Below are 14534 nucleotides of genomic sequence, written 5' to 3'. Positions count from 1 at the left end.
CCTATTGAGTCAAGGTATGAGCTCAGAACAAGTGTCAAAATCCAAATTCCATCTTTCGGTCGAGAACATCGGTGGCATCGACAACCTGTCAACGTCGTTCGAGCCGGGCGTGACGGTGTTGGCGGGTCGGAACGCCACGAACCGAACGTCGCTCTTGCGGTCCATCATGGCCGCACACGGGAGCGACGACGTCGCCCTCAAGGGCGACGCCGACGAGGGGTCGGTGGAGCTCACCATCGGCGACGAGACGTACACCCGGACGTTCGAGCGGCAGGGTGACACCGTCATCTCCGGCGGAGAACCCGTGCTCGACGACCCGGACCTCGCGGACCTCTTTTCCTTCCTGCTCGAGACGAACGACGCCCGACAGGCGGTCGCCCGTGGGGACGACCTCCGCGACCTCATCATGCGTCCGGTCGACGTCGAGTCCATCAACGAGCAGATCGAGTCGCTCCAACAGGAGAAACGCGACATCGCCGACGAGCTCTCGACGCTCAGCAACCTCTCCGACCGCCTGCCGCAACTCGAACGCCGGCGGACGAAGCTCGAAGACCAAATCGAGGAGAAGGAAGACGAACTCGCCGAGAAAGAACAGGAGGTCGAGGAGTACGACGCCAGCGTCAGCGAGCGTCAGGAAGTCGAGAGCGAACTCGAATCGAAGCTCGGCGACCTCCGGAGCAAGCGTCGCGATATCAACGACGTGGACCGCCGCATCGAGACGGAGAAACAGAGCCTCGACGCGCTCGAATCCGAGGAAGAGGAGCTGGCGGACGACACCGAGGACCTCCCGGAGGTCGCCGGCGGCAAAATCGACGAAATCGAGTCCGAGATCAGCCGGCTCCGGACGCGCCGGCAGGAGATTCAGTCGACCGTCAACGAGCTTCAGTCCGTGATTCAGTTCAACGAGGAGATGCTCTCGGGCACCTCTTCGGACGTCGTGGACGCGCTCCGCGACGCCGACGACGCCGGCGGGAACGTCACGGACCAACTCCTCGGCGACGACCAGGTCGTCTGCTGGACGTGCGGCTCCGAAGTCGACAAGTCAGAAATCGAGGGGACGCTCGAACGCCTCCAGTCGCTCCGCGAGGAGAAGCTCGAAGCCAACCGCGAACACCGCGAACAGCTCTCCGAACTCGAAGACGAGAAGTCCACCTACGAGCGCCGCCAGCGCGAGCGCGACCGCATCGAGCGCCGCCTGTCGGAAATCGAAAGCGAGCGCGAGACCCGCCAAGAGCGCATCGAGGAGCTCAAATCCGAGCGCTCGGACCTCGAAGCCGAAATCGACTCGCTCGAACAGACCGTCGACGAACTCGAAAGCGAGGAACACGGCGACCTGCTCGACCTCCACCGCGAGGCGAACCAGCTCGAATACGATCTCGGTCGCCTCCGGACCGACCTCGAAGACGTCGAAGACGAGATCGCCGACATCGAGCGCAAACTCGACGAGCGCGACGAACTCGAAGCGGCCCGCGAGGACATCGAAGACGAACTCGAGGAGCTTCGGACACGCATCAAGCGCCTCGAATCCGAGGCCGTCGAGGAGTTCAACAGTCACATGGACGACGTGCTCGACGTGCTCGAATACGATAACCTCGAACGCATCTGGATCGAGCGCACCGAAAAGCGGGTTCGGGAGGGCCGACGGAAGGTCACGAAGTCGGTGTTCGACCTCCACGTCATCCGGACGAGCGAAGACGGCGTGAGCTACGAGGACTCCGTCGCCCACCTCTCGGAGTCCGAGCGCGAGGTGACCGGCCTCGTGTTCGCGCTCGCGGGCTACCTCATCCACGACGTCTACGAGACGGTGCCGTTCATGGTCCTCGACTCGCTGGAGGCCATCGACTCGAACCGCATCTCGCGGCTCGTGGACTACTTCGCGGACTACGCCGACTTCCTCGTCGTCGCCCTCCTCGAAGAGGACGCACAGGCGGTCGACAGTTCGTACCCGCGCTACTCGCCGGCGTAACGTCGCAGACAGCGGTCGAATCCCTCGTTTTCGGACCCGCGACAGTCGCGTCGCGAACGGCACGTCTCGTTTCGAGTTACGCTATCAGGTGTGTCACGAGAAGGGGGACCGACGGCGACTGGATGGCGCGCTCAGGACAGCGCGATGCTCAGTTCGAGTTCCTCGGCGATGCCGGGGAGGAGTTCGGTGAGACGGTCGAACTGCTCGCCGTTCATCGGTTAGCGGGGCCGGTGGCGCTCAGCGCGCCGAACGCGTCGCCGTCCGGTCCCATGACCGGGGCTCTGACCGCGCGGACGCCGCTACTCTGCTCTTCGACGCCGAGCGCGTAGCCGTGCTCTCTGATTTCGGCGAGTTCGTCGAACAGCGTCTCCTCGTCGTGAATCGTCTGTTCCGTTTCCTTCGGGAGGCCGACTCGCTCGGTGATTTCGTGGACCCACGCTGTCGGCACGTGGGCGAGGACGGCCTTCTCGCTCGCCGAGTACGCCGCTGACTTCCCGCCCGAACGCATCGGAACGCCCGACGAAGTCGCCGACACGGTCGCGTTCCTCTGCGACGGCGCGAGCTACGTGACCGGCACGGTGTTGCCCCGTCGACGGTGGCTCGATGCTCCGGTGACGTGCTGTGCGACTGCGGCCACGGGCGACTCCGTGTCGCGCCGACTGAGCCAGACAGGTATCCAAACATGACAGAAAAAATTTCATATACGAAATACTGTACTTACTGTTCCTTAATCGATGGTTGTCGTCGGTGGGTCTCTCCGGCGGTTTCGAGACGTCTCGCGTATCGGTCGCGGTAGCTCTGCCCGGCGAAAGAACGCGCTAACTCGTCTTCTATCGGTTCCTGAACCGCTCTCTAACTTCTCGTGCGTCCGAGGTGACGACCGGCCGAGCGTGGTCGGACTGGGTTACTGGGTCCGCGGTCGTCCGAGATTTCGACGACGACTGCTGACTGTCCCCGTTTCCCTGCGTGTCAAGCGGTCTATCGCGGGCAGGTAACCCGCCGAGACTGGCGAATGGGGAGCGATGACCGCGGTCACCGGTTCGATGCGAAATCGGCCGGCCGCGATGTCGAGAGAGGATTCGATTCAAATACATATAGAAATTGATTATTTTATAGTTTACTCGGAATATAGAACAATCTAATACCGTCGTTCGTCCCGCAACGTTGAGCCTTTCAAAACATATTACGCCGCCGGCGCTGTACCGAACGTTCGGGCACAACCATGGACTACGTCAACGAAGGCGACACGGTCGTCGTCAGGCTGGACCCCGGCGAACAGGTTCTCGACTCGCTCGCGACGGTGCGCGACGAGCTCGACATCGAACACGGCTTTCTCACGGGTATCGGCGCGGTCGACTCCGTCACGCTCGGCCACTACGACGTGGACGACCAGGAGTACTTCGAAGAGGAGTTCACGGGCCAGTTCGAGGTGACGAGTTTCCTCGGCAACATCGGCCCCGACAAGATTCACACCCACATTCAGGTCGGCACGCGCGACTTCGAGACGCTCGGCGGCCACTGTTCCGGCGCGCGCGTCTCCGGGACGTTCGAGGTCGTCATCCATCTCGGCGAGACGCCGCTGACCCACCACCTCGACGAGCGGACCGGCCTCGACGTGTTCGACATCTGAGCTGGTCTGCCCCGCCTCGTGCCGGACCAAACCGACCCGGACTGACCCGGACTGACCCGGACTGACCCGGACCGAGCCGAGCCGAACCGAGCGATTCGCGGTGCGGACACTCGGTCGCTTTTTCGTGCGCGCCCTGTGGTTCGAGAGCGCCGCGCTCGTCGGATGCTGTGAGACGGTTCGGAGAAAGAAAAGGCGGCGCTGTCGGGGCGTCGGCCGGTGGTGGAGGGCCGAAGCGTGGGTGGCTGGAGGGCGAGGGCGAGGGCGTATGTCGGCGGACTGGCCGACGCCCCGAGCGCACCGAGCGAGGGTTCCGGGGGTCGTCCGCCGACGCGGGTTCCGCCGCGGGGACGCGACCGGGGACCGCTGGTCGCGCCGCCGTCGGCGGGTCGCAACCGCCGGTCCGTGGAGCGCGGCCGGCGGCAACTATTCGTAGTCGGCAACCCATATTGGCGGTTCCTCGGTTACTGCCGTAAGTCACGTGAGTAGCATGAATAGCGTGTGTTTCTCGGAATTTATCCCTTACAGGCGTTTTCTCGTTCGTCTACGGGTGACGTACCCAATCGAATGACTTTCGACGCGGGGGGCCGTGGCCGAGAGTGACAGATGAAACGACATCTCCGCGTTCACATCGTCCCCCTGTGGCGCGAACACGACCGCATCGTCGGCCCCATCGAGGACGACCGACCGGACAAGGTCTACCTCCTCGAACACGAGGACCCCGCGGTCGAGCGCCCGACCTACCACGAGGCGGTCGTCGACCGCATCGCCGACGTGGTCGGCTCTCCGCCCGACGTCGAATACTTGGACCTCTTCGATATGTACGAGGTGATGGGCGCGATTACGACCATCGCCGACTGGCACCCCGACGACTTCGTCCGCGTCAACGTCACCGCCGGCACCAAACGCGCGGCCGTCGGCGCGACGATGGCCTGCATGGACGAACACACCGACGCCGAACCGTACGTCGTCGACCCCGAGGTCCGGCCGCACGGCCTCGACGCGCCGGTCACGGAGGGCTTCGCGCAGGCGTCGCTCCTGACTACCTACCAAATCGACTCGCCGTCGCCCGACCAAGTTGCCGCGCTCGCCATCATCGAGGCCCACGACACCGACGCCAAACACGCGAAGAAGAAGACGCTCATCACCGAGGCGGCCCGCTACGGCCTCGACTTCATGCGCGGCCGCGTCGACGGCGACGCCGAAGACTACGACCCCGTCACCGGCGATTACAACGTCCTCGACAACCGCGTCACCGCGACGCTCGAACATCAGGATTACGTCGCGGTCACGCGGCGCGGCACCCGCCGGTATCTCGAACTCACCGAGGAGGGGAGACAGACGCTCCGCGCGTTCCGCCACCGCGCCGAATCGGTCGTCTCGGACCTCGAAGCGCGGACCGACGACCCGTCCGAGAACGTCGATTTCGCTCTCGACAACCCGGTCGACGCGCTCGTGGAACACCGGTAGGGCGAGGTGCTACCCCCGTGGTTGCCGCCGTCGCCGCGACCACTTGTCCCTGCCGCTCCGAGGGCAACTGTTAGTACGGTCGCGACAAGAGCCAGATATGTATGCCCTCCAACATGCAGACGCGCAGAGCCGTCCTCGCGGCCGGCGGTGCGACCGCCCTCGCGTCGCTCTCTGGTTGTGTCGCCCGCGCACTCGGTGCCCTCGATCTCGAACGAGACTACCGGCGCGACGCGCCCGTCGGCGACGTGACGGGCGCGTGGCCGACCTTCCAGCGCGACTTCGCCAACACCGGTTACACGACCGACCCCGGCCCCTCGGCGGACGCGACCGTCGAACGAATCGCGGCGGGCGACGCGGCGCTCGCCACGTCGGTCGCACTCGCCGATGGGCGCGGCGTGCTCGGCTACAGCGACGGCGACGGGGAGGACGGCGTCTACCGCGCGCTCGACCTCGATTCCGGAACCCAACCCGCCGAATCCGCCGACGCGTGGACCGTCGACTACGCGCACGGCAAGTCCACGCCCACGCTCGCCGGCGACGCGATGTTCGTCTCGACCGCGGAGTTCGTCGCGGCCTACGACGCCCGGACCGGCGAGCGGTGCTGGCGGACGAGAAACGGCGGCTACGGAACCCCGGAAAACGCGCCGGTGCTCGCCGCGGAGACGCTCGTCGACGGCGGCGGCTCGACCGTCTTCGGGCGCGACCCGGCGACAGGGGAGGAGCGATGGACCTACGATGCCTCGACGGCGTCGCCCGGACTCGTCGCCCGCGACGGCGTCGTCTACACGCCAATCGGCGTCGACCACGAGCAGACCGGTGTCGCCGCGCTCGACGCCGCGACCGGCGAGGAGGTGTGGCGACGTGAGGACCTCCGGCAGAGCGGCGTCCCGCTCGCGGTCGGCGACTCTCACCTCTACTACAACGCCCACCGCGGGAGCGTGTTCGCCCTCGCTCTCGAAGACGGGTCGACGCAGTGGCGGGCGTCGGTCCCGCTCCCGGAGAACGGAAGTCCGCAGACCGCCGTCGCGGGCGACACGCTTCACATCCAGTCCTCGCGGGGGAGCCTCGCCGCGTTCGACGCCGCCGACGGCGCGACGAAGTGGACGCTGTCGCTCGATGCCGATACGTTCGCCCGGCCGCCGGTCGTCGCCGGCGACACCCGCTTCGTGGCGAGCGACGACCACCTCTCCGCCGTCTCGGCGGCGTCCGGCGAGGAACTGTGGTCGAAGGCGCTCGAGGCGCGGCCTACTGGCGGGCTGTCGGTCCGCGATTCCGAGATTTACTTCGCCGGTATGGGCAGGAACCCCGGCGTGTTCCGCGTGGCGGACTGACGCCAGCGGGCCGTCGCCGCCGCGATTGGGTTTCGCGCCGACCGATGACGCCATCTCGCGTCAGTCGAACGTGTACGTCCGATATCGCCGAATCGCGTAGCGGTACGAGCCGTAGGAGACGCCGCCGGTCACGAGGAGGTACAGCCCGAGTCCGCCTGCGAGAAGCGGCGTCGCCGAGAGGTGCCCGGTGACGCCGAACCACGTGGCGACGAGGCCGATGACGGTGCCGGGGCCGACGACGAACATGAACCCCATCAGCACGAGCGTCGAGGGGACGACCGTCGTCGCGCCCCAGAACTCGCGTTCCTCGTATATCGGATAGGCCGCGCCGATGCCGACTGCGAAGGCCGCGGCGGCGAGGCACATGAGGACGCCGACGAGCGCGAACGCGACGGCCGACAGCGGCGACGTGCCGAGGGCGACGGTCGCCAGCGGGAGCGCCGCCGCGACCGGAACGCCGAGAATCACGCCGGCGAGGACGCGACCGCGGACCAGCGCCCGTGGCGCAGTCGGGGTCAACAGCAACATCGGAAACTGCGGGCGGTCGTCGCCGAGGGGGTTGAGGCCGAACGTCGCGCCCGCGAGGTAGGTCCCGAGACCGGCCCCGCTCGCGGCGAGTATCGGTCCGAGGCCGTCGGCCGAGGACTGGACGATGGTCGTGCCGAGCGGGCCGAGGAAGAACACCAGCATGACGAGATGCGTGAACTTCTGCGGGTGGCGGACGCCGCGGACGAGCAGGCCCCACGCGACGTGGCCGCCCTTCGTCGCCGACAGCGGCTTCGGCGTCGAGAAGCCGCCGGGCGAGCCGTCTGCTTTCGCGACCGTCGCCGCCGAGTCTCGGTCGCGTCCGCTCGCGCGGTCGGCGAACCAGAGCGCGCTCGCCTGCCGGGTGGCGACGACGAGGCCAACGGGCGTGAGCGCGACGATGGCCGCAAGGGTGGCGACGGCGGCCACCGAGAACGGTCGAGCCAGCGGCGTTCCGACGAACGCGAGCGCGAGGAAGTCGGCGAGTGGGCCGAACGTCAACGTCGCCGCCAGTGTATCGACCGGGAGCGAGCCGTCGGCCAGCGACCGGCCGACCGACTGCGAGACGAGGACGACCCCCACCATCGCGACGAAGCCGACGACTTTGAGCGTGCGCCGGACGCCGGGCAGGCGCTCGAATCCGCGGAGCACGGCGATGCCGACCGCGTAGCCCCAGACAGTCGTACAGCACGCGAGCGGGACGACGACGGCGGTCGCCGTCATCAAAAGCGACGGCGCGCCGAGACCGGCTGTGAACGTCGCGGCGACGACCGCGAACGGGAGTCCGAACCAGAGGGCGATTCGGCCGACTTCGGCGGTGATGAGTCCGACGACGACGGCCCGCGGGTGGACCGTCGTCAGCACGAGCGACTCGTGTTCGACGCGACCGATGCGTTCGAGCGTTCGGAACGTCGCGAGCAGGGTGAGCACCACCGGTATCGCGGTGGCGACGGGGCCGAAGAAGGGAATCTCGGTCACTGATTGCGCGCTCTGGCCGGCGACGTAGACGACCGGGAGCGAAACCAGGAGGTTGCCGCCGAAGAACAGCAAGAGCAACAGGAGGCCGACGATTCGGCGCGTCTCGGAGGCGTACCCCCGGAGGCTCCGCACGAACTCGGCGCGCCCGATTCGCAGGCCGTGGCGAACGTCTCGTCGGAGGCTCATTCGTCGGCGACACCCGACAGTCGCGTCTCGTCGCTCGTGACCGCGAGGAACGCGTCTTCGAGCGAGCCCTCGCCGCCCGTCTGGGCGCGCGATTTCACCTCGTCGGGCGTCCCCTCGGCGACGACGCGGCCGTCGAACAGGACGCCGACCTCGTCGGCGACGGCCTCGACGACGGGGAGGATGTGCGTCGAGAGGAAGACGGTCGACCCCGAGTCGGCCACGTCGCCGATTGACGTTCGAATCTGTCTCGCCGCGCGGGGGTCCAGCCCCGAGGTCGGCTCGTCGAGAAACAGCACGTCCGGCTCGTGGAGCACGCTCTGGATGAACGCGGTCTTCTGTTTCATTCCCTTCGAGTACGTGCCGATGCGCTTGTTCGCGTCGTCGACGAGGCCGAATGCACCGAGCAGGTCGTCGATGCGCGCCTCGGCGGTCTCCGACGGGATGTCGCGGAGGTCGGCGACGTAGTCGAGCTGTTCGCGGGCGCTGAACTCGTCGTACAACGGCGGCGTCTCCGGGAGGTAGCCGACGTGCGGCGCGAGCTTCTCGCGGTCGCTCACGTCGAGCCCGCAGATGCGGACCGAACCGCTCGTGGGCCGTGAGAGCCCCGTCAGGATGCGCATCGTCGTCGTCTTCCCCGCGCCGTTCGGCCCGAGAAATCCGTACACCGTTCCGCTCGGAATCGACAGCGAGACGCCGTCGAGCGCGACCTCGGAGCCGTAGGTCTTCCTGAGGTCGACCGCTTCGACCGCGGCGTCCGCGTTCGTGGAGGGCATGGGACGACTCCCAGTTTTCTCTCCTGACGCCTAACGGTTGCGACTTGATACACGAGCGACAGAAACGAGTCGATTCGCCCGCCGTCTCAGGGAGTCGTCGTCTCGGGATTCGTCGGGCGAATCGACCGATAGAACGCCGTCGAATACGCGGCGAAGAAGCCGCCGATGAGACCGCTGACGAGCACGAGTCCGACCGCGAGGGCGACCATGCCGACGACGCCGACCGTGGGCAGGCCCGAGAGGGTCGAGGCGGCGGGAGCGCCGGCACCCGACCCGGTCATTGCGGCCCCCTGATGTCGAAGCGACGGGGTGAGCAGGAGCGAGATGACGACAGCGAACCCGCCGGCGAGGAGACCGCCGAGGCCGGTGATGACCGAGTAGCCGAGGACCGACACGAGGTTGTTCCTGACGCAAGAGACGCTTCGCTTGATGCCGTCGACTGCGCCGAGGTCGTCGATGACGATGGCGTGGCCGAAGAACTGCACGACGAACACCACGGCGAGGTAGGTGAGGACCACGGCGAGGACGACGACACCCAGCACCGCGAGCGCGACGGTACTCACATCACCGTCGCTCCCGAGGATGGCGATACCCGCGAACACCGAGACGAAGACGCCGACGAACGACAACACGAGATTGACGGCCAGCAGGGAGAAGTACACCACGAGCAGTGAGACGTAGTGTGTCTTTCCCTCGCTGACGAACGTGCCGAGCGAGGTGCGACCGTCGATGGCCTCGTTCGCCATGCCGAGGACGCCACCGAGGAAGAACGGGACAATAAATATGGTGAGTCCGCTGAACCCCAGCGAGATGATGCTCCCGATGAGCGGGCTGACCGCCTGCGCGAACGCCGACGGGAGTTGGACGAGGCTGAACGCCGCGGCGACGACGAACAGTACCGGGTTCCGTCTGAGGGACCCGGCGGCCGTGCCGATGGATTGGAGGGCTGCCATACCGGCCACGTCTCGGCACCGCGTAAAGAATGTTTGGTTGACAGGTCGTCTCACGTCGTCCGCATCCCGAACCGCAAGCCGGCCGCAGACGACCGCGACACGCCCCGTGGCTCCGCGGTTGTCGTTACACGAGTCCTCCCGTGGTCGGCGTCTTCACGGGCGACCGACCCGGTCACGAAGGAACGCGTCGACCGCGGCCGCGACTCGTTCGGGGTCGTCGCCGGGGCCGCCGTGGCCGAGCGCGTCGAACTCGACGAACCGACTGGTCGGCAGGGCGTCGTGGACGTTCCGGGCGCTCTCGCGGAGGAAGTCGGGGCCGTCGGTGCCGGCCAAGACCACAGCGGGCGCGTCCACGTCCAAGCGGGCCGGAAGCCGGTACTGCTCGACGGCGCGGTTCATCCGGACGACCTCCTCGGCGAGGGCGACGCAGTCGGGCCAGACGGGCCATTCGTCGAGCCACGCGTCGAGGTCGTCGATGCCGTCGGGGTGGAGCACCTGCTCGACGTAGCGTTTGACCGCCTCGCGCCGCTCTCCCGCCTCGACGAGCGCGGCCATGCGGTCCGAGAGGGCCGCCTCGCGTCGGTACGCCTCCGGGAGCACCGCCGGCTCGTAGGCGGCGACGGCGGCCACCCGCGCGTCGGTCGCCGCTTCGAGAGCCGTGAGCGCGCCGTAGGAGTGACCGAACAGCGCCGGGTCGCGTCCGGTCGCCTCGCGAATCTCGTCGACGAGTTCCCGGACGTACTCGACTTCGCGCTCCAGCACCGCCTCGGCGGGCGTCGTCTCGGCGTCGTCCAGACAGGTGCCGAAGCCGGGTCGCTCCGGGACGACGACCTCGTAGCCGTCGAGATGCGGGACGACCGGGTCCCAGAACGCCGGCGGTGCCATCCCGCCGTGACAGCACAGGAGCGGCGTGCCGCTCCCGAATCGTTCGTCGGACAGTTCGGTTCCGCGTTCGAATGGAATCGGTTGCATCGCAGTTTCGCTTGTCGCCGATGCCGGCTAAGTCGCACTCTCAGCCGTGCGGCCGTTTATGTGGGGGCCGAAGACGGAGACCGTCTCGGCCGCTTCGACACGCCCTTGACCGACCGCCGAGAGAGCGGACGTATGGGTCTCATCGCCGAGTTCGACATCGACTGCGACGCGCTCCCGCTGACCGGGGTCGCGGCGGCGGTCCCGGAGGCGACGCTCGCGCTGAAACTCCAGTACAACCACGGCGAGCGACCGATGTTCGTCGTGACGGTCACGGGGGGTTCGACGCGGGCGCTCGAAAGGGCCATGGATGACTCCCTCGACGTGGCCGACTGGACCCGAATCGGCGAGTCGGGCGAGACACGCCGGTATCAGGCCGTCCCGGCGCTGAGCTTCGAAGCACAGCTCGGTGACAGCCTCGACGACCTCGCCGGGCTGGAGGCCCTCGCCACCGCCGACGCCATCATCGAGCGCATCGAAGTCCGGCCGACGGGCTGGCGACAGACCGGCTGGTTCGCGGACCGCGACGCATTCGGGCGGTTCGCGTCGTTCTGGCGGCGGAACGCCGGCTTCGAACTCCGACGCCTCGCCCGCGACGGCGACCCCGAACCGCCGGGCGAGGGGCTCACCGACCGACAGGACGAGGCGCTCCGGACGGCGTACGAACTGGGCTACTTCGACATCCCCCGCGGGGCCACCCTGCGGGAGGTCGCCGACGAACTCGCTATCACCGCCTCCTCGGCCTCCGAGCGACTCCGGCGGGCACAGACCCGACTCATCGCCGAGACGGTGGCAACGACGTGGCCGCCGCTTCCGAACTGACGAACCAAGGAACGGACTACCCGACCAGCCGAGCGACTCGCCGACGAGGAGGAGTTCTACCACGTCCACGCTCGGTCGGCCGAGGCGCTTAGCTACGTCACGCTCGAGCATCCCGACGCAGTCGCCGAGATTACGTCGCCCGACGCGGGGGGTGTGTACCCCACTGCGGTATCGACCTCCCCAGAGGACGCGCCACCGATGTGTCCGAGTTGCGACGTTCCGTACTGAACTCCGCGACCGGCGTGGCGAACTCCGTTCTTCTCGACTTGCCACTCTCGAACTAAATACTGAACCTGACTGGAACACCTTTCGACGCCCTCGGAGGCGCCTACGGCGCGTGTCTCGACTGTCTGACCGACGGCGAAACCGGTCGACTGACGGGGTCGGCTACTCCGGGGCGGACCGCAGATAGTCGTAGAGTTCGTCCATCACCTTCTCCTCGGCGCGTTTGAGGTGTTCCCACGCCGTCGTCGACGCGACGCCGACCTTGTCGGCGAGGTCCTCGACGGACGTGCCGCGGTTGCGCTGGTAGTAGCCCTCGCTGATGGCGAGCGTTAGCACTTCTCTCTGTCTCGGCGTCAACTCTTGGACGAAGTCGAACATATCCAGTTGTGCGGGTGCGTCGAGTTCGCTCAACTCGACGGCGCGGACCAGTTCTGTCTCGTTGCCTGCGGCCTCCAGTGAGGCGCGGATGTCGCCGATGCTCTCATGGTCTTCGAGATACAGCGTCCATCGCTCCCAGCCGGCAGTGATGGTTGTCCCGTTTCGGTAGTAGACTTCCATATCCGAGAGGCGCTCGGAGATGCTGTCCCACTGGTAGGCGTCGTACGTCATCGCAACGTACGTGCGAGAGCGGCCGACCGGCGAGAGTGGCTCGAGATCGAGAACCGGGCTCGCGTCGCCGAATTCGTCGAGGAACTCCGGGATGACCTCAGGGTCCCCCGAGACTTCGATGATGCGTTTGCGGTTCGACGTCCGCCCCGTCATCGACGAGCGCGACCGGAGCGTCACATCTGGATAGTTGGCACTCACGTCGCTCTCGGGTGTGTCGTGGTGTCTGATGAGAAGAGTCACCTCTCTCATCGTTCAATCCTGGTACCGTATCTGCAACTTGGTTGGTGAGTGGGCATCATTTATCTAAATTTGTGGTGGATTGTTGCGTCGTTCAACGTCTACCGGATATATTCGGGTACTCTTATTTGATATATGTTCTCATACATCCCACTGTAATGACGGTATCCGACGACCCTCAAGGGTTCACGGACGAGGAGCTCAGCGGACCGAGAATCGACCGGCGGACGACGATGAAGTTGCTCGCGGCAGCGGGCGTCACTGGCCTCGCCGGTTGTGCCGGTGGTGACGGTAACGGCGGATCCGGCGGCGACACCGAAACCGGGGAAACCGAGACCGAGGAGACCCAGAACGAAGAGACCCAGACCGAGTCGGGGAGTTCGACGGGCGGCCGGCTTAACGCCGGTTGGTTCACGGGTAGTATTGACGTGCTTGACCCGCCGTACATCAGCGTCGGTCAGTACTTCCAGATCGCCGCTAACGTCTTCAACGGTCTCGTCACGTTGAACGAGGATCTGACCGTCCGCGGCGATCTTGCGACCGACTGGACGGTGGCGGACGGAGGCACCAGTATGACCTTCCAGTTGCGAGAGGGTGTCACCTTCCACAACGGCGACGACTTCACCGCCGACGACGTTCGCTACACTATCGCTCGAACCATCTCGCAGGAGGCTCCCGCGGCCTCGAAGCTCAGTACGCTCCGGCCTCTCGACGAGGACGGCGTGGTCGTCGAAGACGACTACACGGTGACGCTCAATTTCGAGCAGGCGATGGCTCCCGCACTCATCTACCTGACCCGCGGGCCGGGACGGGCGGCCACCATCGTCTCACAGGGCGCTATCGAGGAGATGGGTGAGGAGGCCTACCGGACCGAACCCGTCGGGACGGGCCCGTTCATGGTCAGCGAGCACGAACTCGGCTCAAGTCTCACGCTCGAGGCCAACCCCGACTACTTCGAGACCGACGACGAGGGTACCCAACTTCCGTACGTCGACGGCGTCGACGTCCGTCCCATCCCGGAGGCGGCGACGCTCGTCAACGCGCTTCGGTCGGGCGACATCGACTTCGCGAACCTGATTCCGCTTCAAAATCTCGATCGCATCGAGGAGACCGACAGCACGACAGCCTCCGTCGCCCCAGGGGTTAACTGGTACGGGCTGTCGATGAACCAGACGCGCGACATCTTCAGCTCCCGCGAGGCGCGACTCGGCATCGCGAAGGTCATCGACAACGAGCAGTTCATCGAGACGGCCTACTTCGGCAACGCGCTGTCCGCCCGCGGTCCCATCAACAGGGCGACCAACTGGGTCTACCGCGAGGACAAACCCGACGATCAGACCTACGACCCAGAGGAAGGTCAGCGGCTCATTGAAGAAGCCGGTATCGCCGGCGAGAGCTTCAGTATCCTCGTTGCGCAGGGTGACACCCGAGCCGCGCAGGCAATGCGCCAACAGCTCAACGCCGCCGGATTCGAGGTCGAAATCGAACAGGTCACGTCTTCGACCTACTGGGAGCGCTACGAGACACTCGACTATGACACGACTATCGCTGGTAGCGTCGGCGACCCAGACCCCGACCAGTCACTCTACAATTTCTATCGGCTCCCCGACGAGGGCGGCGTCTGGAACTGGACGGACTTCCGGGACGAGCAGGTCCACAGTTTGCTCGACGAGCAGCGTCGCGCGCTCGACCGCGACGAGCGTCGAGACCTGCTTCACCAGCTCGAAGACCGTCTCATCCAGCAGGTCCCCCACGCCTATCTGGTCCACCAGAACGACATCGCCGCCTACACGGACGCGGTGTCGAACTTCACCCACATCCCGTTCATGCGTGACCTCTCGCGCGTGATGGTCGACCGATAGA

At 66.4% G+C, this 14534-nt stretch carries 12 protein-coding genes and 1 pseudogene; 7 read left to right on the top strand and 6 right to left on the bottom strand.

Features of this window, described 5'->3' with window-relative positions:
- Window positions 1-16: 16 nt before the first annotated feature.
- Window positions 17-1966: an archaea-specific SMC-related protein gene (locus ACFQI8_RS15170; protein WP_390246229.1), complete on the top strand. Its 1950-nt coding sequence runs from the start codon at window positions 17-19 to the stop codon at window positions 1964-1966.
- 211 nt (window positions 1967-2177) lie between these two features.
- On the opposite strand, the gene ACFQI8_RS15165 is transcribed toward ACFQI8_RS15170, so the two are convergent.
- The gene (locus tag ACFQI8_RS15165) at window positions 2178-2474 is read right to left on the bottom strand and encodes an IclR family transcriptional regulator domain-containing protein (protein WP_390246227.1); all 297 of its coding nucleotides are present in this window, start codon (window positions 2472-2474) and stop codon (window positions 2178-2180) included.
- Between ACFQI8_RS15165 and ACFQI8_RS15160 the strand changes: the two are divergent.
- The 4 genes and pseudogenes from ACFQI8_RS15160 to ACFQI8_RS15145 form a co-directional block, all read left to right on the top strand.
- Window positions 2425-2581 (top strand): annotated as a pseudogene (locus tag ACFQI8_RS15160) (SDR family oxidoreductase); the annotation flags it as partial. The gene ACFQI8_RS15165 and the pseudogene ACFQI8_RS15160 sit on opposite strands and share 50 nt — an antisense overlap.
- Window positions 2582-3188: 607 nt before the next feature.
- On the top strand, window positions 3189-3596 hold the full coding sequence (locus ACFQI8_RS15155; protein ID WP_390246225.1) for a PPC domain-containing DNA-binding protein: 408 nt from the start codon (window positions 3189-3191) through the stop codon (window positions 3594-3596).
- Window positions 3597-4199: 603 nt separating this feature from the next.
- Window positions 4200-5063: an HFX_2341 family transcriptional regulator domain-containing protein gene (locus ACFQI8_RS15150; protein ID WP_390246223.1), complete on the top strand. Its 864-nt coding sequence runs from the start codon at window positions 4200-4202 to the stop codon at window positions 5061-5063.
- A gap of 101 nt (window positions 5064-5164) precedes the next feature.
- Window positions 5165-6394 carry an outer membrane protein assembly factor BamB family protein gene (locus ACFQI8_RS15145; RefSeq protein WP_390246221.1) on the top strand — a complete coding sequence of 410 codons (1230 nt, stop codon included), beginning with the start codon at window positions 5165-5167 and terminating at the stop codon, window positions 6392-6394.
- Between the two features lie 60 nt (window positions 6395-6454).
- Here ACFQI8_RS15145 and ACFQI8_RS15140 read toward each other — a convergent pair whose 3' ends face one another.
- The 4 genes from ACFQI8_RS15140 to ACFQI8_RS15125 all read right to left on the bottom strand — a co-directional run bounded on the left by ACFQI8_RS15140 (window position 6455) and on the right by ACFQI8_RS15125 (window position 10781).
- Complete coding sequence (locus ACFQI8_RS15140; RefSeq protein ID WP_390246219.1) at window positions 6455-8083, bottom strand: hypothetical protein; 1629 nt, start codon at window positions 8081-8083, stop codon at window positions 6455-6457.
- Complete coding sequence (locus tag ACFQI8_RS15135; RefSeq protein ID WP_390246217.1) at window positions 8080-8856, bottom strand: ABC transporter ATP-binding protein; 777 nt, start codon at window positions 8854-8856, stop codon at window positions 8080-8082. The genes ACFQI8_RS15140 and ACFQI8_RS15135 overlap by 4 nt, the downstream gene beginning before the upstream one ends.
- Before the next feature lie 86 nt (window positions 8857-8942).
- The gene (locus tag ACFQI8_RS15130) at window positions 8943-9809 is read right to left on the bottom strand and encodes a DUF7847 domain-containing protein (protein ID WP_390246215.1); all 867 of its coding nucleotides are present in this window, start codon (window positions 9807-9809) and stop codon (window positions 8943-8945) included.
- A gap of 153 nt (window positions 9810-9962) precedes the next feature.
- Complete coding sequence (locus ACFQI8_RS15125) at window positions 9963-10781, bottom strand: alpha/beta fold hydrolase (protein WP_390246213.1); 819 nt, start codon at window positions 10779-10781, stop codon at window positions 9963-9965.
- A 132-nt stretch (window positions 10782-10913) separates the two neighbouring features.
- Here ACFQI8_RS15125 and ACFQI8_RS15120 point away from each other — a divergent pair, with 132 nt between their 5' ends.
- Window positions 10914-11600 (top strand): helix-turn-helix domain-containing protein, encoded by a 687-nt coding sequence (locus ACFQI8_RS15120; RefSeq protein ID WP_390246211.1) that lies wholly within the window; start codon window positions 10914-10916, stop codon window positions 11598-11600.
- A 387-nt stretch (window positions 11601-11987) separates the two neighbouring features.
- On the opposite strand, the gene ACFQI8_RS15115 is transcribed toward ACFQI8_RS15120, so the two are convergent.
- Complete coding sequence (locus ACFQI8_RS15115; protein ID WP_390246209.1) at window positions 11988-12683, bottom strand: helix-turn-helix domain-containing protein; 696 nt, start codon at window positions 12681-12683, stop codon at window positions 11988-11990.
- Between the two features lie 146 nt (window positions 12684-12829).
- Between ACFQI8_RS15115 and ACFQI8_RS15110 the strand changes: the two genes are divergently transcribed.
- Window positions 12830-14533: an ABC transporter substrate-binding protein gene (locus ACFQI8_RS15110; RefSeq protein ID WP_390246207.1), complete on the top strand. Its 1704-nt coding sequence runs from the start codon at window positions 12830-12832 to the stop codon at window positions 14531-14533.
- Window position 14534: the final 1 nt, after the last annotated feature.

Origin of the sequence: Haloferax chudinovii, from assembly GCF_042663345.1 — an archaeon.
Classification (GTDB): Archaea; Halobacteriota; Halobacteria; order Halobacteriales; family Haloferacaceae; genus Haloferax; species Haloferax chudinovii.
Note: the sequence above shows the minus strand (reverse complement) of the source record. Positions and strands in the feature narration are given on the sequence as shown.

Bases quoted from the DNA above. Each gene is read 5' to 3' on its own strand.
- ACFQI8_RS15135 (WP_390246217.1), bottom strand. From the start codon at position 8,856: ATGCCCTCCACGAACGCGGACGCCGCGGTCGAAGCGGTCGACCTCAGG.
- ACFQI8_RS15165 (WP_390246227.1), bottom strand. From the start codon at position 2,474: ATGCGTTCGGGCGGGAAGTCAGCGGCGTACTCGGCGAGCGAGAAGGCC.
- ACFQI8_RS15140 (WP_390246219.1), bottom strand. From the start codon at position 8,083: ATGAGCCTCCGACGAGACGTTCGCCACGGCCTGCGAATCGGGCGCGCC.
- ACFQI8_RS15145 (WP_390246221.1), top strand. From the start codon at position 5,165: ATGCCCTCCAACATGCAGACGCGCAGAGCCGTCCTCGCGGCCGGCGGT.
- ACFQI8_RS15130 (WP_390246215.1), bottom strand. From the start codon at position 9,809: ATGGCAGCCCTCCAATCCATCGGCACGGCCGCCGGGTCCCTCAGACGG.
- ACFQI8_RS15150 (WP_390246223.1), top strand. From the start codon at position 4,200: ATGAAACGACATCTCCGCGTTCACATCGTCCCCCTGTGGCGCGAACAC.
- ACFQI8_RS15155 (WP_390246225.1), top strand. From the start codon at position 3,189: ATGGACTACGTCAACGAAGGCGACACGGTCGTCGTCAGGCTGGACCCC.
- ACFQI8_RS15115 (WP_390246209.1), bottom strand. From the start codon at position 12,683: ATGAGAGAGGTGACTCTTCTCATCAGACACCACGACACACCCGAGAGC.
- ACFQI8_RS15110 (WP_390246207.1), top strand. From the start codon at position 12,830: ATGACGGTATCCGACGACCCTCAAGGGTTCACGGACGAGGAGCTCAGC.
- ACFQI8_RS15125 (WP_390246213.1), bottom strand. From the start codon at position 10,781: ATGCAACCGATTCCATTCGAACGCGGAACCGAACTGTCCGACGAACGA.
- ACFQI8_RS15170 (WP_390246229.1), top strand. From the start codon at position 17: ATGAGCTCAGAACAAGTGTCAAAATCCAAATTCCATCTTTCGGTCGAG.
- ACFQI8_RS15120 (WP_390246211.1), top strand. From the start codon at position 10,914: ATGGGTCTCATCGCCGAGTTCGACATCGACTGCGACGCGCTCCCGCTG.